This is a genomic window from Enterococcus sp. DIV0170 (genome assembly GCF_051710765.1).
Lineage (GTDB): Bacteria > Bacillota > Bacilli > Lactobacillales > Enterococcaceae > Enterococcus_A > Enterococcus_A raffinosus.
The window spans coordinates 2,002,681-2,025,290 of the sequence record NZ_JBIOLG010000001.1; the positions used below are offsets into that span (position 1 = coordinate 2,002,681).

The following is a 22,610-nucleotide window of genomic DNA, read 5'->3' on the forward strand; positions in this document are numbered from 1 at the left end:
ATCAGTAGATTTTCATTTAAAAAATGAATTCTTTTCACTTGCCATATATCATTCGATTTGTTTTTTTATAGGTATATTTCTTCTGCCACATCAACTGTAAAAAGTGAACGAACTTATTACAACACTTTTTTACAGATTTCAAGCAATTCTTTAACGTCTTCAGGACGTGTATCGCCGGTTTCAGCATCGATAATCGAGCTGTATACATGAGGGATGATTTTCTTCACGTCGGCATCTACTGCGATTTGAATGATTTCTTCAAAGTTGTCCAAATCAATCCCGCCAGTAGGTTCTAAGTAAAAATTATACTTGGCACAAGCCTCCGCCACTGCTTTAAATTCTTCCTTATGAGCAAGGCCTTTCATTGGGAAATACTTAATGGAGCTTCCACCCATATCCTGCAATAATTTGATTGCTGTTTCGATTGGGACAATTCCTTCTGCTCCTTGCGAACTCAACGGTCCTGTCGCGATATTTACGTAGCCGACTTTTCCTGTTGGTGAAACTAAGCCATTGATAACTGTTTCAGATTGACCTAACAACGCTCTTGATGTACCAACACCCGTAAAGACTTGGTTTACATGCTGAGGCTGTAATTCTCCAGATATACGTGAAACCATTTGACTCTGATTTGGATCACCCGCTCCTAAGCCAACAGATAGCGCATTGTTCGTCGCCTTTTGATAATTTTTCATATCTATGATTGCAGCTTCATCACTCTCATAATTTTTCGACAATACACCTAAGATAACATGCCCTTCAGCTGCTTCATAGCAGTCCTTGGCATTTTCCACTGAATTAGCCAAAACGTTTAAACAAATTCGATCTTCTAAATAATTTGGTTGTAGTGACATTTTCTTCTCCTTTTAATTCATAATCTCACGTAAACGTGCTGCGATTACAGCCATTGCTTTTGCATCCACAGAACGGATATCAAATTCGATAACGCCATTATTGGCTTGATATTCTCTCGTATAAACAGCCGGCGATTCTTTTTTTAGCTCGGCAATGACTTCTTTTGCTGTATGATTGCCTGAAACATGAACGTTTGCGCGGTAAATATCACGACCGGCACCATCTTGAACAACCTTAGCTGTTAAGCCATCGATTTGATTGACTGATTCAATGAATGGTGCCAATCTTTTTTTCATCGAATCCCCTGATTCACTTCCGTTGTTTAAATAGTCCTCTATCGCCTGAGTAAAACCAAGAATATTGTCTTTACCAATCTTCATCGCTCTGCCGATTCCTTTGCCCTGTAAACGAACCCATTCGATTTTATTCTTTTTACCGATCACTAACCCAGCACTTGGTCCTTCGATCGCCTTTGCCCCAGAATAAATCACTAAATCAGCACCCGCCTTGTAATAGAAGAATAAATCTTCTTCCGCAGCGGCATCCACGATTAGAGGCAATTGATTTCTGTTCGCAACAGCCGCCGCTTCTTCTACAGTGAGCATACTTTTTTGAACCGTATGATGGCTTTTAACATATAAAATTGCTGCTGTATTTTCAGTGATCATCATTTCTAGATGCTCTGCTGAACACATATTGGCATAGCCAGCCTCTACGACTTTCCCACCGCCTTGCTCCACCATTACTTCGACAGGAGTTCCATAGTCGACATTATGGCCTTTCGGTAAAATGATCTCTCGTTGTGTGATACGATCAGTATAGGGATGATAAGCATGATAGATATCTCCTTTACCAATGACCGCGGCAACACTTTGTACAATTCCTGCTGAAGCAGAAGAAACGATCTGTGCGTCATCTACCTTTAAAAGCTGCGCAATATATGCTCCGGTTTTTTCACTTAAATCAGCCATTTCAAAAAAATGTTCGCCACCAAAACGCTGCGCTGCCAATACCGATTCTGATACTTTTGATACACCTAAAATTGTCATCCGACCAGAAGCATTAATCACTTCTTTTAACCCTAGCTTTTCAAAATTAATTGTCATAGACTTGACCTCCAATGATGGTTTTCACAGGGATGATTTCCTGCTTTACTGTACAAGTATTCCCATTAGAATCTGTCACTTCTTTTTCAGAGTCCTCAAGGATGAATATTGTAATATCCGCATCAAAACCAACAGCCAGTTTACCTTTTCCTTTTAAATAGAAATTTTTTGCTGGTGCTTCTGTGACCTGTTTGATGATTTCTTCCCAAGAATACCCTACTATGAAGAGCTTTTCCATTGTTGTTGCTAGATCATAAACTGGTCCATTTTGACGATTTCGGACATAGATATCTGAACTAATGGAGGAACTGATCATTCCTTCATTCAATGCCTGTTTTGCCACTTCAAAATTGAAACTATCCGTACCATGCCCAATGTCAAAAATAATTCCTTTTTTATATCCTTCCCATACAAAATCCTTTATTTTATGAGTTGTTCTATCTAATATTCCATTTTCCTTACCATTAAAACAGTGCGTCAATACATCACCTGAATCCATCAAATCCATTATTTCTGACAATTCAGGAGGAGCGGAGCCAACATGAACCATCAAGGGCAGTCCACCATACTCACTTTGAAATTCTTTAGCTAAACGTAAGGGTTCGATCCCACTTGAACCAATCACTGTTTTGCTCATCCGAGCTTTCAAACCTACGATAAACTCTGGATATTTTTCAATTGCATCTCTAACAGCATTATGTTGGACTTTAGTTAGATCAGCTAATTCATCTTGCTCGACAATCCCCCATTTAGAAATGTTCAGTAGCGCATACACATTGGTTTTCGCCTTTTTTACTAGTTCACAAAAATTGCCGATGTTTTCTGCTCCGGTTGTTCCCGCATCGATGACAGTCGTTACACCTCTATTTACTCCGACCTCATCAGGGTAATCATAGTACAGACTCATTTTTTCATAACAATGAACATGATCATCGATCCAGCCTGGTGAAAGGTACTGATCATCTGTTAAAGCAAATTCATTTTGACTTTTATTTGTGATTTTATCAGCTATTTCTACTATTTTTCCATCAGAAATCCCTAAATCAAATTTCTGTCCGTCAATTGTTTTGGCATTCCGCACAACTAAATCCAACATTTTCGTTCCTACTTTTCTGTGAATTTGAATTTTGACCATGGATGAATAAATGATAAAAGAATCTTTTCATCCTCAATGATCTGCCCAACTTTATTCTTTCTTGAATCTTTATGGGCTTTTAGTACAACTTGCAACTCATTTTTATACTTACCAAATTCATCGTTTCCGATCACAATATCACCTGGCTGGAACTCAATTTCATTGTCATGCGGTGGATTGGCTTCTTGTCCGTATTTTTTGCGGACAAAAGTCGAACGAACCATCTGATCTGTGATGTCTCCTCGACGATAATGTTGTTCGTTTAAAACAATTTGTTTCTCTACATCAGTAATATCTGATACGAACTCAACGGCAAATTCAGTTTGATAGCGATCCACTTCTCCCATCGCTTTTAGCTCTTCTTCTGAAGCATAGGCATTTCCGATGATCACGTCGTCAATTAATTTGGTGGCAAATAAATGTTTTGTTGCTGTCTCAACCGACAAGTGGCGGTGCATCTCTAGAGTTGGCAAGCCATCATTGATATCCCATGGGCCAATAGTCCCTACTTGAGAAGAAACAAACGCTGCTGTTCGGATCCCATAAGCTTTAAAGCGTTCACTGCATTTCACAAAGAAATCATAAGGTAGAGCTGTTCCCTCTTGAGGATAAAAATTGTGACAACCATATAGAAATGGCGTATTGGCTTCATAGGTCAGAATATTGTCTAAGTAAGCCACGTCATTACTCATGTTCAGTTCGATTGCCACACCAAATGGATTATAGGTCAGCATAGCTTCTTTATTTCCATCAAAGCCTAAATCCAAACGAATGCCGTCTGCACCTAATTCATGAAAGAAACTCATATCATCATAAGAGATTCCCAATTCTTCAAAAATATTTGGTGCCACGTCTAGGATCGTTTCATACCCTAACTCTTTGGCAAAGAAAATCAATTCTTTAAATTTCTTTTTGACAACCTCTTTGCCTTCAGTAACCTCTAGCATACTCATAAAAATACGGCTAAACCCATATTTATGCGCCAACTTAATGTAAGCTTTATCTTGTTCAATCTCACTGTGGTCTGGATAGACCGAAATTCCTAATACACGTTTCATACACTTTTTCCTCGTTCCATGTCATCAAATTTTGAGCGGTATTTATAAGCAATCAATGATGCCGAACAAATCGTAACGGTCATCACCAAGAATGGAGCAATATTTAGTACGACACCCACCACGACCGCTGACGTAATACCTGCCAAAGAGCCTAATAAAATATACCTGAGTTTCATTTCTTCCAATTTTGCTGGTAGTTTCCCCTTTTCCAAATAAATATGGCTCGCTAGAAAAAGAAGGATCAAATAAATTAAGTTCATTTCATTACCGAAGAGGACAGTCATTGGACTATCCTCTCTACCCTTTCTGCTATTGAACAATTACTTCTTAATTTGAAGTTGCCTCCTGCAAGCTTGCAGCTTGTTCTTTTTTCGATTTTTCTTCTGCTTCCAGTTCAGCTGCTTCACGCGCTAATTGCTGTTTTTCAAATACTTTAAAGAACGGGTAGTAAATCGCCATTGAGATCAAGAAGTTGACGATTACCAGAATCGCTGCGCCAATACTCCAATCGGTACTCATCCAAGCAGCAATCGGTGCGGGGATGGTAAAGCCATAACGCGCGACCATCATTGGAATTAATCCTGAGACTGTCAAGAAATAAGACAGCGTCGTTGTCACTAATGGCGCTACGATAAACGGAATCCCTAATAGTGGATTCATTACGATCGGCGCACCGAAAATCATCGGTTCGTTGATATTGAAAAGTCCTGGTAAGAAAGACAAACGGCCAAGGCTCTTTAAATATTTTGATTTTGAGAACATGAAGAATACGACCAATGCCAGAGTAGTTCCTGCTCCGCCGATCCAGATGAACCATTGTAAAAATTGCTCAGTGAAAATATTTGGCATTGCAGTGGCACTAGCACCATCCGCAAAAGCTTCCATATTTTCAGCAATCGACAATTCCCAGAAAGGACGAATCACTGGCCCCATGATCGCTGGGCCATGAATTCCTAATACCCAGAAGAAGCAAATCAAGAAAACTGTTAATAAGCCGCCAAACAAGCTATTTCCTGCTAATACATCTTTAAACGGCATTAATAAATTACTCAAGAATCCATTGATATCAAAACCAATCATATGGCGAATCACCCAAAATAAAACTAAAATCGCTCCTCCGGGGATTAACGCCATAAATGAGTTGGTTACTTCTGGTGGAACTCCGTCTGGCATTTTAATCGTAATGTTCTTTTCGATGAAAATACGATAGATTTCAACTGAAATAAGTGCTGTCACAATTGCGCCAAACAATGATGCTGCACCAAGGTTTGCAATATTGATGTAACGACCAGCATCAATAACGCCGTCCACATTGTCGAATACGCGAAGCGGAGGTGCTGCAGTTACTAGAAAAGCCATGACTGACAAGATTCCGGCAGTTAAGGAATCAACTTTATAGCTTTTAGCTAATTGTGAAGCTATCCCGAATGTTGCGTATAATGCCAAAATACCTACTGTGTAACGAAAAGGAATATCTAAAATAGCTAAATACGGTTCAATCATTGCGGCGACTGAAGGAATCGGAAAATTCAAGAAGATCGTGAAGAATGAGCCGACGATCGTCAGCGGCATCGTTGCCACGATTCCCTTTCTGATTGCCATCATATGTCGCTGGGTACCAATTTTGTTAGCGAACGGCATCAATTTCTGTTCAATCGAATTTACAAGTCTATCCATTTCTTAACCTCCGTTTATAACATTATAATGTTTACAAGGTGAATAATAGCATATGCATTTTCTATTGTAAACGCTTTTTAGATTTTATTTTTCACTTCTTTTTAAAAAAAGCTTTTCAATTGTTTTATATTTAAAAAAGCTGCAATAGAAATCTATCACAGCTTCACTCTTAGGTTTCATATTCAATTTGATACGCATGGTCGGAAGTATTGTAAAAAGCTTCAGAATACTCAATCACCTTTTGATCATAGTCATACGATTTTCGCATTCTCTTCAAAGCAACCTTTGCCTCAGTTTGAAGAAGTTTTTGTTGCTCATTTGTTAGCTCAATCGCTAGGAAATCATCCATGAAACGTTCGATGTCTAATCCATTTTGATAAAGGATTCGATAGAGGGATTCTTGCTCTAACTCTTCTTTCGTAACCCTTTCCAAAGAAGTCGGCAAATAATGCGTCGCGTAGATATAAGGCTTCCCATTTAAAACATACATTCGCTGAAAGCAAATCGCTTCAGAACCAAAATACTCAAATGCCGAATCACATTCATTAAGCTCTACGTTTTTAACGTCAATTATGACTTTTTCCACGCTTAGATTTGATTTTTCTAAAATTTGAGTGAAACTAACAGCCTTCGATAATTTATTGTAGGGGCGTTCACTGAGTACGGTTGTCCCTTTTCCACTCTTTTTTTCTACATATTCATCCGCCGCGAGCAGCTCAATGGCTTTTCTGACAGTGATTTTACTTACATCAAAAAGTTTTTCAAGCTCCGTTTCCGTCGGCAGCATAGTACCAACAGGATATTTGCCGGAAAAAATATCTTCCTTTATTTTTTCTGCAACTTCTAAATACAACACACGTGTTTTTTTCATACGTTCCACCTTCCCCACAAGCAGTTCTTCATTTAATTAGAATAGCATTTAGATGAGTGTTTGCAAAGTTAGATTGTATTTACTGCTTAAATACATGTTAACGTAGCGCATCGGTTTAATTTTTGCTACTCTCTTTATATCATAACTATTACAGGAGGACCATAGATGGAATTACGAGATTTCCAATGGACACGTTTTCCGGCAAGCTATCAACTTTTCGAAGACAGGATAGAAATTGTGACAAAGCCTCAAACAGATCTTTGGCAAAATACTTATTATCACTTTCAAAATGATAATGCCCCTGTATTTCAAATGACAACCGAAAAACAATATTTCAGTTTTGTCGTAAAGACGGATTTCGCTGACAGTCATCAGCGTTTTGATCAATGTGGCATCGTCATGTACCTAGATAGTAAAAACTGGTTAAAAGGTTCTATTGAATACGAGAATAAAGACTATCAGCATTTGGGAAGTGTCGTGACAAATCAAGGCTTTTCTGATTGGGCGACAACAGAGATTGATGCCTCAATCAAATCAATGTGGTACCGCTTGAGCAGACGAGAAAACGACTATTGTATTGAGTGTTCAACTGATGGAATCACATTTCAACAAATGCGGATTTGTCATATGATCAACGGAGGTGGAAAAATTCAGTTCGGAATCTATGCATGTTCTCCTGAGTCCTCTTCTTTTAAAGCAGTCTTTACAAACATACAGTTAATGGACTGTCAATGGTTGGTCCATGATGGACAACAACCTGACACAGAGTAATTTAAAAAAGAAGGAGCTGATACAAAAAATGTTCGGCTCCTTCTTCTTTAAAATGGGTAAATAAAAAACCCTTGATTTCTCAAGGGTTCGAAAGACATCTTTAAAATTAACGACGAATTTCTTTGATACTTGTGAAAAGTCGTTAAAGTATTGATATAAAAGGATTTTTTCTACCTCTGACTACATATTGACTAACTTGATAAAAAATCATTTTTCAAGAATCTTGTAATACCAGTGCTTTTACCATTTTTTTAACTCTCTAAAGAACTAAAAGCAATCAGAGGTTTTACCTTTTCATTTGACGTTAAGTGGCGATAAATTTTCGAAGTTGTTTGGTCAGTATGGCCTAAGCGATCCTTCAAGACTTCCCAGCTACAGTGCTCCGCTACTAAACTTGCCATTGTATGACGAGCTAAATGAGTATGAAATGGCTTATTAATTCCTGAGCGGTTCACACACCGTTTCACATGATCGTTTACATACTCTCGACGATAAGGAACACCACGTTTACTAGAATCAAGATACACAAATAAATATGTTTCTTCTATAGTAAGCCTGTGATATTGTCTCATCTCATCCAAAGCTTCAATCAACTGTTGTAGCTTTTCCATAACTAGAGGAGTTACTAAAACTCGTCTAGCAGAGCTAACTGTCTTAGTAGTTTCAATTCGAAAATCCTTACTCTTACCTTTAACTGCTGTTTGCTTATAGAATAGAATTTCATTTCTTTTGAAATCTATATCTTCAGGCTGTAAAGCAAGAGCCTCGCTGACACGGCAACCAGTGTAAAATAGAACATGGAATAGTACAGACATTGGTAACTCCTCATGAACAATGCCATAATTCAGAAAAGTTCTTAATTCATCAACAGTAAGAAACTTGTCCTCAATATTATTCACGGCTTCTTTTAAATCAGTTACCGTTAACTGATATTTTGGTATTCTCACAGTCTTCATTGGATTTTCACTCATCAAATTCATTCTTTGACAGTATTTGAAAACCATATTCAGAACTTGAATAAGTGATTGTAAACTATTTTTGGCATAGCCAACATTTGTTCCATTAACGCCACATTCCTTTAGAGTAAAAAGCAGTTCTTGAAGGTATTCTGGTGACAAATCAGACAACTTTTTATCACCAATCCATCGAACAATAATTTTTAATTGTTCTTCTCGCTTATCATAGGTTGTTTCCTTTTGCTCATTTAATGAGCGATAATATTGGAACCATCTCGCGCCTATATCACTAAACCTCTCGCTATTCGAAATTAATTGTTTCTTGTCTCTGTGCCGTATTTCCATTTGCAAATATGCAAGTTGGGCTTCACGCCTCGACTTGAAACCACGTCTAGTTGTTCGAAAAGCTTGAAAATACCATGTAACTCTCCCCGACGAACTTATTTGTTTCTTAAATCGATCTGTTTTCTTCATTGCTATCTCCTCCTAATTTGAAGGAACCCAACAGGTAGAAAACTCTTGAAATTCTCTCTATCTATATCATGATTGTATCGCAAATTAAAGGAAAGGAAAATACTATAAAGATCGAAAATAACGTATTTTCTCATGATAATCATCTGAATCACATTCCTGTATCCAATCTAACACTTTCTCACGAAGATAATGTCCTCTTATGCCGTTCCAACAAGGAGGAAAGTCTCCATTTGTTATCAATCGATTCAAAGTGCTCGCACTAATTTGAAACTCATTCATTAAATCTTGGTTTGTTAAAACTAAGGGCAGGCAGTGAAAATTTTTTAAATCACTGAACTCAGATTGAATCTGAGTTTTTATGGTAGAATAAATATTCTCGATTTCTTTGTCACTCACGTTAAACTCACCTACTTCATGTATCGTATTTTAACTATTGGATACTCCCAAAAAATGGTATACAAACGGTACATACTTCGGAACTTAATTTTCTAATAAAATTAAATACTCTTCATAAATTAATTATTTGACTGAGTCAATAAAACAATATAGTTCTCACAATTGATTTACATTTTAGGAATTAGCTAAAAACTATCCCCATTCTTCTGCTTCATCACCTCACTACCAGTGCCCTAGTCATAGGCATCATTGGAATTTCACCACCCCCCAAGTTTACGACGGGCCTTACGGAAGTATCATTATCGACTTTATCATCATTGCAGCAAATGACAAATTTGCTTTACTCATTCTTATTCGCTCGTGCAAAAAGCATGTTTTGGCAAAATAGCAAGAGCGTCGCTCAAACAAAGCCTTCGTCTGATAGAGATGTATTTAATTATCAAAGAACGAGTGACTTTTCAGCCTAGAGAAATAATTCATCCAATGAGCTATTTGACTCACTTCTCTAGACTGAAAATGGGAAGGAAGCAGTTTATTTAACTTTAAATACGAGAATTTTTTCAACTAACTTTGCTTCGATCTGATGGCACATATATTCATCAATGCAATATTTTTCATAGTTATCTGCCCCTTCGTAATACCCTTTGCAGAAACTTTGAATATAGGAATGATATTTGAGCAACACCTTATTTATTGCCTCCCGTTCGCCTTTTACCGCCAGAATTATTAAATTAAAAGATACAAGATTATCCGTTTGATTTTTCTTCACTAAGTATCACCGCCTAAATAATTCTTCAGATATTCTGTCGCTCTCTTTCTTCTATACCAAGCACCACTTAGACTGATCCCCATCAAATTAGCAATTTCTCTATCCTTAAATTCAAAATAGTAAAACAAAAAAATAATATTCCTGTCTGTATTATTTAGACTTAGCAAGGCTTCTCCTAGTACATCGTTGTGAACAGCGATGGTCTCACCTAAAATTTTAAATTGATCGAAACCAATTTCTGATTCCAATCCCTGATTATTATGAAATCTTTCATCTTCTATCACTCGCTCCAATGAAACTTCCTTTTTCAATAAAACTAACTTTTTACGCTGTAAATCAATCCCCTCATGTTTAATAATACTTTTACAGTAAGAATCAAAAATGTGTTCAATTGATTCTCGATATTCTTTGTCCATATCAATAACCCTCCATACTGCTCCTTCCCATTGTTCAGGTGTTTGAATATGAAACAAATTTTTTCTTCACTATTACTACGAAATCAACCCAACGATTTTTCGAAAACTTTTGTTTTTTTAATAAAAAAACCCATACCAGATGGTATAGGCGCTTATTGTACCGATAACAATACATAATTATTAATAAAGTCGGTTTGAAGACACAATGTGCGTCAATCCTAAACTTTATTGTGAGAAGAATGGAATAGTTTCCCAATTGTTTTAAAAACTACTAGTATTTGAGCAATCTAACTCAATTGCATTTTGATTTTGCGAAAAAATTAACATACTTGGTGTCAGTGCTTCATTCCCAATTACATAGTCCATACTCAACCTAACCATAATTTCAATTTTCGATAATCCCGAAGCATCCGATAACAACAACTGAATCATCAAGCTATTGCATAATAAGTTAACTCTTGAATTGAAATGCGTTTTTTTCTCGTAGAACCACTAATAATTTATAAAACGGATACTTTACTCTCCCTCAAATACACATATGAACAAGCAATCACAATTTTCCGAGTGTCTTAAAACCGTTCAACTCTTAATCATCTAAAACATTAACCTCATTTTTTTATATGTTCTTAGAAGCACCCAACGACGATATGTCAAATGACACTCTCAACCTAAAAAACACGAGAAAAAATGAAAAACGTTTACTGTTAATTGAGTTTAGATAATTATGTTATTAATGTTTATTTTAGCTAATCCGTTTATATCCAAAATTTTTGTGACGACATGGTATCTTTCATGTTTATTAACATTATACCCATACAATAAATTTTCTTTTATTTACTTAATCTATGAGCCAATCGGTCAAATCACTTTAAATTATTTAAGAATTTAGAAAATACAACTCTTTTAATAATCTCGTTTTTAATCATTCTTTTTTCAATCCTCTTTTTTGTAAGTTCGCACATTTTTCTCTCCTTAGAATTTATTTATAGCTGAAAAATAAATAATAAATATTCTTTTTATAGATTAAATTTTTGAACACTATACGCTTCACTTATCTTTCTTCTCGGTCTCTTCTAACATCATAGAAAGAAATCCAGGGTCTATCTCTTCTGAATATGGACTGAAATGCTTGGAAAGAACATCACCACATTCTTCTAAAACCGCATAAATGTAACATTCCACTGTCCGGGATATCAACATTTCTAAATCTAGCTCTTCAACACTTTCAGTAGCAGTATTGAATTGATGATGCATAGCAGATAAATACTTTTCTATCTGTCTTTCATATTTTTTGTTATTCCAAGAAATATGAGCCGCTCCATGAGCAGCAAAAATATCAGATAATATTCGCCAGTCCAAATATTTTTCATTTTCTAAGATCACAACAATTTCCCCTCCTACATAATAAAATGTTCAACTTTCTCATTTTATTCAGTTTTCTTATCCTTAGTTGTATTTCAGCTAAATTTTAGTTGTTTCTGTAGTTCAGACGAGTATTGTTTTTAATAATTGAGAATCCAAAATGGGCTATGTTGCTAGCTAACAGCAACGAAAAGTCTCCATTTATAAGATTGGGGGATAAAGACTAGAACATAAATTCAAAAACGTACCTCCAATCATATATAACCGTTTTTAAAATTCTATCGTAAAGATATTATGAATTAAACAGTCATATTAGTATTAAGTACAGCGGTAAATATCTTTGATTTAAAATATAAGAGTATCCAAAATAATGCATATTCAATATAGAGTTAATCCTTCTATTTGCAATATCCCCCGAAACTGGGCAAAGAGAATCTTTTAGATTCGTTACTAATATTTAATTAAATTACGATATATGCATAAGCATTCAATCATACTAAAACACTATTTTCTAGCGTCTGTTTTTAAAAGTATAGTGATTACTATCAGCAAAATTATAGAAAAAAATAGTAACCCTAGCGTTAAAAAAAAGTAAGCAAACATGCACTACCTCTCCTATTCTTGAGTCAAACAATAATTACAACAAATTGCCCGTTACCACTTCAAATAAACTCCGCTAATTTTTCATCCCCTTATATTTTTACTGTAATCTCCAATTAAATTTTCCCCCTTTTTTGTTAACTGAAAACAGCTCTTATTCAAATAACCTTCAAGTTCTAGCTTTTCCAACATTTCACTAACGGAGGACGGACTAATACCTAGAATTTTAGCTAAATCATTATTCTTGATTACCTTATCTTTAGCTGATAACTCTTGTATTACTAACAAATAAATTAATAGTGTAGTCGATTTTATTTTCACCATAGCAGCTCTCTCCTAATCATCTAAGAACATTACGATGCCCCTTTCCACGTGTTATATATCAAGAACCTTTTCAAAATCCAAATTGCCCTGTCTTTTTTAGGATAACCTAAATTTTTTCTTAGTTCAACTTAAATAACGATGAGAATTTGTAATTTCTACCTTGAACGTATAAAGTTTTAGCCATATAATAAATAAGTATTCGGTTTGCCTAAAATATAAAGGAGGTACAAAATGCAGTTACAAAATATCATTATGGATGAAGCGTATGATGTTGTATCAGTTAATCATCCAGATGCTGAAATGAATCGAAGGTTACTAGACTTAGGTTTTTATGAAAGAACTCCCATAAAAAAGATTCTAATAAGTCCAAAAGGGGATCCTATAGCCTACAGAGTACGCGGCACAACGATTGCTCTACGGAATAGCGATGCACAATATATCGAGGTGAAAAGATATGGAGATAACTAACTCTGGGTTTGAAATTCAAAAGAAAAAAAAGACTGATCGAACAATAGCGTTGGCCGGGAACCCCAATGTAGGCAAAAGTACAATTTTTAACGAACTAACAGGAATGAGACAGCATACCGGTAATTGGCCCGGAAAAACCGTTGATCTTGCCCAAGGATACGTTGAACACGATCATAACGGGTACGTCTTCGTCGATTTACCCGGAACTTATTCGTTGTTAGCTCATTCTCAAGAAGAAGAAGTTGCAAAAAACTTCATCAAATCCAAAGATGCAGAAGCAACGGTAGTTGTTTGCGATGCTACTAGTTTAGAGAGGAATTTAAACCTTGTGTTGCAAATAATTCGAATAACTCCAAAAGTGATTGTGTGTGTCAATTTAATAGACGAGGCAAAAAAGAAGAAAATTTCTATTAATTTAGCTAGGTTAGAAATGCTTTTAGGCGTTCCTGTTGTAGCTACATCTGCTGCAAAAAAACAAGGACTAAATGAATTGATGGATACCATAGAAAAAGTGATAGGTAAAGAAGTTACTTCCAACCGAAATATGCGTAAGGCACTAGATCAAATTCATGAAGATACTCAAACTGAATCATTAGCACTTTTAGAAAGAGCATCTATTATTGCAAAAGAAGTAGTGAAATTTGAAAATCAGAATTATGATCGGAATGATCGTATCCTAGATAAAATATTAACTCAAAAAATTACTGGAATTCCAATGATGATACTACTACTACTAATTATTTTTTGGTTTACAATCGCTGGTGCTGATGGACCATCTGATTTTTTGGCTGATCACTTCAGCCAACTTGGAGAGTGGTTAACTATTCAAGCAACGCGACTAAATATTCCTAAAAATATCCAAAGTGTTCTTATTGATGGGATTTATAAAGTTTTATCTACAGTTGTAGCGGTAATGTTACCCCCAATGGCCATATTCTTTCCAATTTTCACAATGCTTGAAGATTTTGGTTATCTACCAAGAATAGCTTTTAATCTTGATAAGTATTTTCAAAAAGCTGGCGCATGCGGAAAACAAGCATTAACTATGTGTATGGGTTTTGGTTGTAATGCAGCGGGAGTTGTTGGAGCAAGAATCATTGATTCACCTCGTGAGAGACTGATTGCTATTATTACAAATAATTTTGTTCCTTGTAATGGTCGCTTTCCAATTTTAATAGCTGTAATTACTATGTTCTTTGTCGGATCTTCAGGAAGTTTAGTTAATTCAATAATATCAGCAATATTTTTAACATCAGTGATTGTATTAGGTGTTATATCAACAGTAGTTGTATCTCGTTTATTATCAAAAACTATTTTAAAAGGACTTCCTTCTTCATTCACATTAGAATTACCTCCATATAGAAAACCTCGCGTCGGTCAAGTGCTCGTTCGCTCAATTCTTGACAGAACACTCTTTGTTTTGTGGCGAGCTATCATAGTGGCCGCTCCAGCGGGACTAATAATCTGGATTCTAGCTAATATATCAATTGGGGAGCTATCATTGTTCCAACATATAACACAATTTATTGACCCCCTTGCAAAACTTATGGGACTTGATGGAACTATCTTAATGGCTTTCATTTTGGGGCTTCCAGCCAATGAAATAGTTATACCGCTAATGGTTATGGGATATATGGCGACAGGCACAATAACTGAATATAATTCGTTAAATGAGTTCCACCAACTATTGATTGATAATGGTTGGACGTGGTTGACAGCAATGAACGTATTACTATTTACGCTGTATCATTGGCCTTGTTCCACTACGCTTTTAACAATTTATAAGGAAACCAAAAGTAAAAAATGGACATTTGTTTCCTTCATCGTACCAACCATAATAGGCGTTGCAATTACTATAATCACCACCACCATTGTTCGTGCATTCTAATTTACGTCTCAAACGTATTAGTTACGTCGTAAAATATTTGAACATAGTAAAAAATATATCCACAAGCTGTATTCCGCAAAGAGTTAACTTTTCCTGAAGGCTCTAACGGGCTGTAAACGTCGATATAACAGTATTTTATTGCTTTAGTAAATACTGTTATATTCCATTAATTTTTTGTTAATTGTAGTTAGTTTTGATTTAGTTTTGAGCTGTTTTAACCAGAAAAACATCGATATTTTGAGAAAATCCAGTGAGGAAATTGCGATCTAGAATGAATACTTAAAATCAACTAATAATTCTTTTGTTTATGTCTATCATTTTAGACTTACATTAAATACTAGAAGCATATATTTTTAGCTGATGAAGACTAGTTATTTAGATTTGAGTCAATATATTAGACACATTTTAGTAGAAATGGTTACCCCGTTTTCTTTTTGATAGGTTCTCAAACTTCTGTGAAGTTAGATAGTCAATCGAGTTATGAATTCGATTACGATTATAGAAACCTTCAATGTAGCTAAATAGCGCACGATTTGCTTTTTCAAAATCTGAGTAATTTGTTGTATATACTCCTTCCTTTTTTCAATGAAGCATGAAAAGATTCGATACTTTCATTGTCATAAGGTGTTCCTTCTCGACTATAGGAATGCCTTATTTTGTTGGTTTTAAGCCATTCTTCCACTTCGATTCCTGTATACTGGCTGCCGCCCAAATCAGTGTCTAGAATCATTCCTCCGGAATGTGATAATATATGTTTGTCTCTACGAAAAGTTGTCTGAAATTTGATACTAACACTAAAAAATTGAAGTCTACTTTTCAACAGACGTTTACCAAAAGAATATGGAAATTTGATCTGTCTACAATAAAAAACTCCTTTCGATAAAATAAATGGTTGATAACCATTTATCGGTATATCGTAAGGAGTTTTTATCGCTAAAACATCTTTTTCCGCCATAGAAACATGATTTTTATATACTTTCCAAAAGATATTGGCTAAAAATCATTGATATAAATACCTAAAGAATACTATTATGACCCACTAACATGCATTCTAGGAGTCGTTGCCAATATCTATCAAAGTCAATATAAATATTGTTTATTTCCTGATTCATCGTGTTGAGGCTAAACTATTAATTATAAAAAATGAATAGAAGCATAACACTCCACAGGCGTATATTCGGATGCAACGCGTCCTATATTATCTAATTAATACTATAATCGATTAAATTCAAACTAGTATTTCTATCCTTTAAAATTGTATTGTTGCATTCTAGACACTGGTATACAGCTCCAGATTCTAAAAGATTAAAGTTCATACTTTTACATCTATAACATATTTTACTACAAGGGTAGGTTGGGGCCACTTCGGTAAAATCAATATTTAGTTCTTCACATTTGTAGTGGAGTTGCCTTTTTAATTCATAATAGCACTCCTTTGATAACCTTTTCTGATGTTCTTGTTTTTTCATTAATTCATGAAGAGGTAAATAAGAAATCACTATTTTCTCAGGGCGCTTCTTGAGAATGGTTGTGGTAACATAGTGCCAATAGTTTTCACGAATATTTGAAATTTTCCTGTAGATCAATTGAATTCTTATCTCTAACTTGTGAAGATTCTTTTTTTCAACAAATAATTTATCTTCATTCATCCTTATCTTTCGACGATGTTGTTGTTTTAGTCTAGCTAGTTTTTTCTCAAGTTTTTTCATTGTGTTAGTTTGGTTTATTGAAGTAAATTTTTCTCCTGTAGACAACACAACTGGATAAGTTCCATCCAAGCAAATTCCCAAAGTACCACTTATTGGATAAGTTATTTGATCAACTTCTAATCCCACAGCTAAATACCAATACTTTCCGTCAAAAGAGATTCTAGGATTATATACTTTCTTATTCACCGGCAAATTTACATTCGTTTTTACCCAACCTATTTTTTCCAACAATACAGACTTATCCTTAAACTTTATACGTGTTGAATCATTATAAAATGAGGGAGTTGTTTTCTTCTTGGTTTTATATTTCGGAATTTCAACATATAAATTACTTGACCCATCTATTGTATGAAACCACTTTTTGTAAGCATCACAAGCATCTTTAACAGCTTGTTTTGCTATATTATTCGACACTAAGCTTAACCAATAGTATTTAGGCCGTTTTTTCATTTTTGTAATATGTTTTCGAATCAACTGGTCGGAAAGGAATCCCCCATCATTAAATCGATAATTCATACGTTGCATACTTATTGTATAATTATAGACCCAACGAGCAGTTCCCGCGGATTGCCATAGCTTCATTAATTGTTCATTCGTGGGACATAGCCTTATCTTTTTCCTCGAATCATTTTTTTCCCTCCCTCGAGATTAATGATCTCTTCACCAGAATATTATTGACAAGTCTCCATTAAAATCATTAATTATAAATAGATAATGAAATGGAGTCTTCACTATATTTCTGTTGCTTTGAATCACAAACGACCAGTACAGACACACACACATATACAACAAGAAAAGTATAAAAATCACTAACAAGCTCACTCTTCTCACTTCTTTCGTTGTTCCCTTCGTAAAAGAAACACACTATTTTTTTGATGACGGGTAACCTGAAAAATTGCCTACTTGACTGTATACTGTAAGATAATCCATTTTATAATAACTCTTTATAACGATGGATATAGAATCGTTTCACGATGGTCACTAAAGCCAAGTACGCCACAATAGTAGCTGCTAACCATAACCAATAATCGGTCGGCAAAGCCGCCAATCCTAAGCTTTGTCCAAAGTTTGTAAATGGCAAGACCGTCCCTACAGCGATACCTAGTGAAGTAATAGCTGTCATGATAAATGAACCCCTGCTTTGAATAAACGGAATCTTCGGCGTCCGTAATGCATGTAGTACTAAAGTCTGTGACCATAAGGATTCCACAAACCAACCAGCATGGAACACAGCAATAAACGCGACTTGTTGAGCTGGTGTCAGAGTATGAAATTCTCCGCCAATAACAGCCGGACAAATGACAAAATACATGAGTAAATAGGTCGTAATATCAAACACGGAACTTGTTGGTCCTAACCAAATCATAAATTTCCCAATACTAGAAGCTTCCCAACGTTTCGGTTCATCAAGATATTCTCTATCCATGTGATCCCAAGGAATCGATACACAGGAGATATCATAGATAAGATTTAAAAAGAGGATTTGCAAAGGCAACATCGGTAAAAATGGTAAGAATGTACTGGCAACTAAAACTGAAAACATGTTTCCGAAATTTGAACTTGCTGTGGCTTTGATATATTTCATGATGTTTCCAAATGTTTCTCGTCCAGAAATAATCCCTCGTTCCAAAATCATCAAGTCTTTTTCCAATAAAATAACGTCGGCGGATTCTTTGGCAATGTCAACTGCGGTATCCACTGAGATACCAACATCCGCTGCTTTCATAGCTGGTGCATCATTGATTCCGTCACCAAGAAATCCTACAGTATGACCATTTTCGCGTAAAATCCGCGTAATTTGTTGTTTTTGGTGTGGATTTAGTTTTACAAATACGTTGTATTTTTCTACTAAATGGCTGAGTTCTTGATCTGAAATATTTGCAATATCCTCGCCACTGATTAACTTTTCTGTCCCCAAGCCAACTTGTTTACAAACTGATTGTGTTACCAAGGCATTATCCCCAGTCAACACTTTCACACCAACTCCATGCGTCTTTAAAGTCTCTAAGGCTTGTTTAGTTGTTTCTTTTGGAGGGTCTAAAAAAGCTAAATAGCCAATTAAAACCATCTCAGATTCGTCTGCTACTGAAAACTCTCCTACAACGCTAGGATTTGTCTTTTGTGCAACACCAATCACTCGTAAGCCGTCTTCATTTAATTCGCTTACCTTTTTCAATATTTCTTGTCTAACCTCATCAGTCAATTCTGTAACGGTCCCTCTAAAATCTACAAAGCTTGAGATGCTCAACATTTCTTCAATTGCACCCTTAGTGATCATTTGGGTTTTTCCACTAGTATCTTCTACTACCACACTCATACGTCTACGTTCAAAATCAAAAGGAATCTCATCAACTTTTTTGTAACGTATTTCTTTCGTATCCAGTTCTTCTTTTGCCGCATCAATAATAGCAACGTCCAACAAGTTTTTTAATCCTGTTTGATAATAACTGTTTAAATAAGCATGGCGTAATACACGATCGTCTTCCTCGCCAGATAAGTCCAAATGATACTCCAAAATGATCTTATCTTGTGTCAGTGTTCCTGTTTTGTCGGTACACAACACATCAATAGCACCGAAATTTTGAATCGAATTCAGATTTTTTATAACCGTTCCTTTCTTCGCCATAGCTGTTGCCCCTTTGACCAAATTGGTTGTAACAATCATAGGCAACATTTCAGGCGTCAAACCAACCGCTACAGATAAACCAAATAGAAAAGCTTCCATCCAATCCCCTTTAGTAAATCCGTTGATGACTATAACTGTTGGGGCCATCAAAGCCATAAACTTGATAAAGAGAAAAGAAGTTTTTCGAATGCCCGTTTCGAAACTTGTTTGAATCGGCTTACTTGATAATGATCCCGCAACATTTCCAAATAGAGTACGATTACCAGTTCCAATTACCACACCTTCGGCACTTCCGCTAATAACATTGCTTCCCATATACACCATATTCTCGTAGCTAGTTTCTGAATTATGTTGTGTAACAATGATATCTGATCTTTTTTCTACTGGGTAACTTTCTCCTGTTAGTGCGGATTGTGAAATAAACAAGTCCTTAGTTGCAATGAGTCGGATATCAGCCGGAATCATATCCCCAGCTGATAATTTGACAATATCTCCACAGACAATTTCTTCCATAGGAATTTCATCATATTTGTTCTTCCGTTTTACGGTTGCAGTTACTTTTACAAGCGATTTTAGTTTTTCCGCCGCTTGATTTGATCGCACAGATTGAATTAAAGTCATTGTTCCGCTGATCAAAACCATTGCGAAAATAATACTACTCCCAAAAAAATCACGATCTTCCGGTGCTACAATAACAACATCTGTAATAAAAGAAGTAATCCCCAATCCAATCAGAACTAACGTAAAGGGAGTGATATAGGCTTTTACCATTTCAATGAAAAATGGTGTTTTCTTTCCATATGAAATCTTATTATCCCCATATTCATTTCTTGCTCTGATTGCTTGTCCCTCAGATAGTCCTTTTTTTGATGTTTGAAATGTATCAAAAAGATTTTCAATTGTTTTTCGTGCTATTAAACCATAATTTACATCGTGATTCCCATTATTTTTAATTTCCACTCTTCTTTCCTTCTCTCCAAAAAAAATTCGCCACAATCCTATCCCAATCATTAGGTATAGAATGATATTTCCTAGCGTCTTCATAAAACTTCCTCCTTGCTAGGGTTTGGAGAGTCCAGGAACTAAAAACAAATAGACAATAATAATTTATTTGTTTTTAGTTCACTCTTTTTCTGCAAACCCAACTGCCTCGAACTACTGTCATCCATTTGTTTTCATCTCCTTTTTTTTCGAAAAGTATACTAATTCTTTTTTAAATACTTTTAATGTCAACCCATTTTCATGATAAGCATCCATTAAATCACAATACCCCATTTTTTCATAAAATCCCCAGGCTTGTTTTCTTCCAGTTAAAAAAATGATGGAAAAGTTAAAATTTCTAGCTACCTGCTCGGCATACACAATCAGTCTTTTCCCCAGACTTATTCCTTGATAATCTGGATGAATAGCCACTTGCTTTATTTGAATGCAGTTTGAAGAGCAGGGATGCATTAGTAGAGTACCTACTGTCACGCCATTCCGTTTGACCACCAAGTGAATGTCATTTATCTCACTAATAGGTGAGGCTGTCATATAGGGTTGCCCTGCGCTGGCTTTCAACAACTCATTCCGTAAGATAATCGCTTCCCTGTAAGTTTGACTGTCCCATCTAACTATAGTAAACACTGTTTTACCATGTTTCTTCCTCCTTCGTTAGCTGATAAACTTCAAGTACCTCTTTGTTTCTCGATAAATGAGCAATGATTTCCTTCATTGCTAGATCCATATTTGAAGCGGGCTCAAGCTCAACCTGTAATTGAACCATATCTCCAGCAAGGTCTTGACATACAAAATGACAGAATGATAAATAATACCGATCTAGTTGGGCGATAGTTTCTGTTCTCAGCGAAACTTCGGATGAAATTTTACCTGTAATGATCAAAAAAGAATTTTGCACGTTATTTACAGTATCAGGTCGATAAACTTCCGCAATTTGATCAAATCGATGAGAAATAAAACGTATCACAATGTTAACAAAAGTGATCACAATTGCTGCCAAGAAACCTTCTTTAATCGATCCCGCACCAATCATTACTCCTACTGCCGCTGTACACCAAAGTGTCGCAGCAGTATTTAAACCTGTAACGCTAAAACCATCCCGTAAAATGATGCCTCCTGCCAAAAAACCTATCCCACTAACTACTTGTGCTGCTATTCTTGTTGGGCTAGTATCTGTCGTAAATGTCGAAGACAAAGAAACAAAAATTGTTGCCCCCAGTGAAACTAAAACCATCGTACGTACTCCAGCTAGTTTTTTTCGCCACTGACGTTCAATTCCAATCAATCCACCTGCCAGCACACTCATAAACAACATAATTAAAAATTCATAGCATCACTTCCTCTCTACGTTATTAAAAATAAAAATGAATATGTTAAATAAAAAAACGGTTTTCCGCACAAAAACTCCGCGAAAAACCGTTCTAAAATCATCAAATCACATGACAAAATAAGACGTCGATCTAATCGTTGAGTTTTGGCACTATACAACGTAAAGACAAACATCTTAGCTACCTTAAGAAAAGCCTTGTATTCGACAATCCCTGTTCTACCCATTGGCGTCTCTCGACATTTTTGGGCAGTAGCCTATGTTTGCATAGGAGCCTCACCTAACAAATCATATTTTATTTTCATGGAAATAGTAACAAAATGAATTAGCTCTGTCAACAAATAGTTTTAGACTTGTAAAAAAAATTTGAATAATAATTAGTCAATAATAGAACAATCCGGTTTAGATATTCAAATTAAAAACGAAATTTGATCCCAAAGAATACTATGGATTTCCAAGTAACTAGGCTAAACCCCTCGTTAAGGTATGTTCACTATCTACTAGAACAATACTTGCTAAGGTACAGTTTCTCGACCATTCATATCTTCGGATTGTGGGTTCTTTTTGCCATTGCATCTCACAATAATATATAGAATTCGTATATAAAGAATCTATTCTAATAATTTTAACCCAAGTTTCGAATTGTTAATATGTCAAATGTTCGAGGTAAATATTCTACCAAAATTCTGACCTCGATAAAAACTAACCTATTTTCCAACAAACAAATTTAGACTAGCTCAGCTTGATCATCCTCATTACTATATCAGGAAATTATTTTCTCACTCCTAAATCTGCCATCAGTGGATACTTTTGTGAACTATAT

Annotated in this window: 20 protein-coding genes, 1 pseudogene and 1 riboswitch; of the genes and pseudogenes, 3 read left to right on the plus strand and 18 right to left on the minus strand. The window is 35.6% G+C overall.

The features are described from left to right. Positions 1 to 116: 116 nt before the first annotated feature. From dagF to IGI50_RS09725, 7 genes are all read right to left on the minus strand, one after another. Complete coding sequence (gene dagF / locus IGI50_RS09695) at positions 117 to 854, minus strand: 2-dehydro-3-deoxy-phosphogluconate aldolase (RefSeq protein ID WP_438776832.1); 738 nt, start codon at positions 852 to 854, stop codon at positions 117 to 119. A 12-nt stretch (positions 855 to 866) separates the two neighbouring features. Then, the gene (locus tag IGI50_RS09700) at positions 867 to 1,961 is read right to left on the minus strand and encodes a DgaE family pyridoxal phosphate-dependent ammonia lyase (RefSeq protein WP_438776833.1); all 1,095 of its coding nucleotides are present in this window, start codon (positions 1,959 to 1,961) and stop codon (positions 867 to 869) included. Continuing rightward, complete coding sequence (locus tag IGI50_RS09705; protein WP_438776834.1) at positions 1,951 to 3,057, minus strand: amidohydrolase/deacetylase family metallohydrolase; 1,107 nt, start codon at positions 3,055 to 3,057, stop codon at positions 1,951 to 1,953. Before IGI50_RS09705 ends, IGI50_RS09700 begins: the two co-directional genes overlap by 11 nt. Positions 3,058 to 3,065: 8 nt before the next feature. Beyond that, positions 3,066 to 4,154, minus strand: coding sequence for a DUF871 domain-containing protein (locus tag IGI50_RS09710; protein WP_311855272.1), 1,089 nt, complete (start codon positions 4,152 to 4,154; stop codon positions 3,066 to 3,068). Beyond that, entirely contained in the window at positions 4,151 to 4,438 is a 288-nt protein-coding gene (locus tag IGI50_RS09715; protein WP_311855273.1) for a hypothetical protein, read from the minus strand. The genes IGI50_RS09710 and IGI50_RS09715 overlap by 4 nt, the downstream gene beginning before the upstream one ends. Positions 4,439 to 4,481: 43 nt before the next feature. Next, positions 4,482 to 5,831: a PTS sugar transporter subunit IIC gene (locus IGI50_RS09720; protein WP_311855274.1), complete on the minus strand. Its 1,350-nt coding sequence runs from the start codon at positions 5,829 to 5,831 to the stop codon at positions 4,482 to 4,484. Positions 5,832 to 6,000: 169 nt separating this feature from the next. Continuing rightward, complete coding sequence (locus IGI50_RS09725) at positions 6,001 to 6,702, minus strand: GntR family transcriptional regulator (RefSeq protein ID WP_218255893.1); 702 nt, start codon at positions 6,700 to 6,702, stop codon at positions 6,001 to 6,003. A gap of 165 nt (positions 6,703 to 6,867) precedes the next feature. On the opposite strand from IGI50_RS09725, the gene IGI50_RS09730 reads away from it, so the two are divergent. Continuing rightward, the gene (locus tag IGI50_RS09730; protein WP_311855276.1) at positions 6,868 to 7,473 is read left to right on the plus strand and encodes a DUF1349 domain-containing protein; all 606 of its coding nucleotides are present in this window, start codon (positions 6,868 to 6,870) and stop codon (positions 7,471 to 7,473) included. Positions 7,474 to 7,724: 251 nt separating this feature from the next. Here IGI50_RS09730 and IGI50_RS09735 read toward each other — a convergent pair whose 3' ends face one another. From IGI50_RS09735 to IGI50_RS09760, 6 genes are all read right to left on the minus strand, one after another. Beyond that, positions 7,725 to 8,903, minus strand: coding sequence for a tyrosine-type recombinase/integrase (locus IGI50_RS09735; RefSeq protein WP_161900764.1), 1,179 nt, complete (start codon positions 8,901 to 8,903; stop codon positions 7,725 to 7,727). Positions 8,904 to 9,005: 102 nt separating this feature from the next. Continuing rightward, positions 9,006 to 9,275, minus strand: coding sequence for a helix-turn-helix domain-containing protein (locus IGI50_RS09740; protein WP_420022098.1), 270 nt, complete (start codon positions 9,273 to 9,275; stop codon positions 9,006 to 9,008). Between the two features lie 556 nt (positions 9,276 to 9,831). Next, positions 9,832 to 10,068, minus strand: a complete 237-nt coding sequence (locus tag IGI50_RS09745; RefSeq protein WP_161900765.1) for a helix-turn-helix domain-containing protein — start codon at positions 10,066 to 10,068, stop codon at positions 9,832 to 9,834. Continuing rightward, positions 10,068 to 10,484 carry an RNA polymerase sigma factor gene (locus IGI50_RS09750; RefSeq protein ID WP_161900766.1) on the minus strand — a complete coding sequence of 139 codons (417 nt, stop codon included), beginning with the start codon at positions 10,482 to 10,484 and terminating at the stop codon, positions 10,068 to 10,070. The genes IGI50_RS09745 and IGI50_RS09750 overlap by 1 nt, the downstream gene beginning before the upstream one ends. A gap of 1,047 nt (positions 10,485 to 11,531) precedes the next feature. Beyond that, complete coding sequence (locus tag IGI50_RS09755) at positions 11,532 to 11,867, minus strand: hypothetical protein (RefSeq protein WP_438776836.1); 336 nt, start codon at positions 11,865 to 11,867, stop codon at positions 11,532 to 11,534. A 663-nt stretch (positions 11,868 to 12,530) separates the two neighbouring features. Further along, positions 12,531 to 12,770, minus strand: coding sequence for a metal-dependent transcriptional regulator (locus IGI50_RS09760; RefSeq protein WP_161900768.1), 240 nt, complete (start codon positions 12,768 to 12,770; stop codon positions 12,531 to 12,533). Positions 12,771 to 13,001: 231 nt separating this feature from the next. On the opposite strand from IGI50_RS09760, the gene IGI50_RS09765 reads away from it, so the two are divergent. Continuing rightward, positions 13,002 to 13,238 (plus strand): FeoA family protein, encoded by a 237-nt coding sequence (locus IGI50_RS09765; protein WP_161900769.1) that lies wholly within the window; start codon positions 13,002 to 13,004, stop codon positions 13,236 to 13,238. After that, a complete protein-coding gene (gene feoB / locus IGI50_RS09770; protein WP_438776837.1) occupies positions 13,225 to 15,126 on the plus strand; it encodes a ferrous iron transport protein B in 1,902 nt (633 codons plus the stop codon). Before IGI50_RS09765 ends, feoB begins: the two co-directional genes overlap by 14 nt. A gap of 405 nt (positions 15,127 to 15,531) precedes the next feature. On the opposite strand, the pseudogene IGI50_RS09775 reads toward feoB, so the two are convergent. The 5 genes and pseudogenes from IGI50_RS09775 to IGI50_RS09795 all read right to left on the minus strand — a co-directional run. Then, a pseudogene (locus IGI50_RS09775) lies at positions 15,532 to 15,859 on the minus strand (integrase core domain-containing protein); the annotation flags it as partial. A 469-nt stretch (positions 15,860 to 16,328) separates the two neighbouring features. Next, positions 16,329 to 17,447, minus strand: a complete 1,119-nt coding sequence (locus IGI50_RS09780) for an RNA-guided endonuclease InsQ/TnpB family protein (RefSeq protein WP_272927992.1) — start codon at positions 17,445 to 17,447, stop codon at positions 16,329 to 16,331. Positions 17,448 to 17,766: 319 nt separating this feature from the next. Then, positions 17,767 to 20,505: a magnesium-translocating P-type ATPase gene (gene mgtA, locus IGI50_RS09785; RefSeq protein ID WP_237580451.1), complete on the minus strand. Its 2,739-nt coding sequence runs from the start codon at positions 20,503 to 20,505 to the stop codon at positions 17,767 to 17,769. 117 nt (positions 20,506 to 20,622) lie between these two features. Next, the gene (locus IGI50_RS09790) at positions 20,623 to 21,087 is read right to left on the minus strand and encodes a GNAT family N-acetyltransferase (RefSeq protein ID WP_438776838.1); all 465 of its coding nucleotides are present in this window, start codon (positions 21,085 to 21,087) and stop codon (positions 20,623 to 20,625) included. Positions 21,088 to 21,091: 4 nt separating this feature from the next. After that, on the minus strand, positions 21,092 to 21,775 hold the full coding sequence (locus tag IGI50_RS09795) for an MgtC/SapB family protein (protein ID WP_237580453.1): 684 nt from the start codon (positions 21,773 to 21,775) through the stop codon (positions 21,092 to 21,094). 137 nt (positions 21,776 to 21,912) lie between these two features. Further along, positions 21,913 to 22,082: riboswitch (M-box (ykoK) riboswitch) on the minus strand. Between the last annotated feature and the right edge of the window lie 528 nt (positions 22,083 to 22,610).

Excerpts from the sequence above, each read along its gene's own strand:
- mgtA (WP_237580451.1), bottom strand. The coding sequence starts at position 20,505 with ATGAAGACGCTAGGAAATATCATTCTATACCTAATGATTGGGATAGGA.
- feoB (WP_438776837.1), top strand. The coding sequence starts at position 13,225 with ATGGAGATAACTAACTCTGGGTTTGAAATTCAAAAGAAAAAAAAGACT.
- IGI50_RS09730 (WP_311855276.1), top strand. The coding sequence starts at position 6,868 with ATGGAATTACGAGATTTCCAATGGACACGTTTTCCGGCAAGCTATCAA.
- dagF (WP_438776832.1), bottom strand. The coding sequence starts at position 854 with ATGTCACTACAACCAAATTATTTAGAAGATCGAATTTGTTTAAACGTT.
- IGI50_RS09715 (WP_311855273.1), bottom strand. The coding sequence starts at position 4,438 with ATGACTGTCCTCTTCGGTAATGAAATGAACTTAATTTATTTGATCCTT.
- IGI50_RS09700 (WP_438776833.1), bottom strand. The coding sequence starts at position 1,961 with ATGACAATTAATTTTGAAAAGCTAGGGTTAAAAGAAGTGATTAATGCT.
- IGI50_RS09720 (WP_311855274.1), bottom strand. The coding sequence starts at position 5,831 with ATGGATAGACTTGTAAATTCGATTGAACAGAAATTGATGCCGTTCGCT.
- IGI50_RS09735 (WP_161900764.1), bottom strand. The coding sequence starts at position 8,903 with ATGAAGAAAACAGATCGATTTAAGAAACAAATAAGTTCGTCGGGGAGA.
- IGI50_RS09725 (WP_218255893.1), bottom strand. The coding sequence starts at position 6,702 with ATGAAAAAAACACGTGTGTTGTATTTAGAAGTTGCAGAAAAAATAAAG.
- IGI50_RS09795 (WP_237580453.1), bottom strand. The coding sequence starts at position 21,775 with ATGTTGTTTATGAGTGTGCTGGCAGGTGGATTGATTGGAATTGAACGT.
- IGI50_RS09750 (WP_161900766.1), bottom strand. The coding sequence starts at position 10,484 with ATGGACAAAGAATATCGAGAATCAATTGAACACATTTTTGATTCTTAC.
- IGI50_RS09710 (WP_311855272.1), bottom strand. The coding sequence starts at position 4,154 with ATGAAACGTGTATTAGGAATTTCGGTCTATCCAGACCACAGTGAGATT.
- IGI50_RS09765 (WP_161900769.1), top strand. The coding sequence starts at position 13,002 with ATGCAGTTACAAAATATCATTATGGATGAAGCGTATGATGTTGTATCA.
- IGI50_RS09705 (WP_438776834.1), bottom strand. The coding sequence starts at position 3,057 with ATGTTGGATTTAGTTGTGCGGAATGCCAAAACAATTGACGGACAGAAA.
- IGI50_RS09760 (WP_161900768.1), bottom strand. The coding sequence starts at position 12,770 with ATGGTGAAAATAAAATCGACTACACTATTAATTTATTTGTTAGTAATA.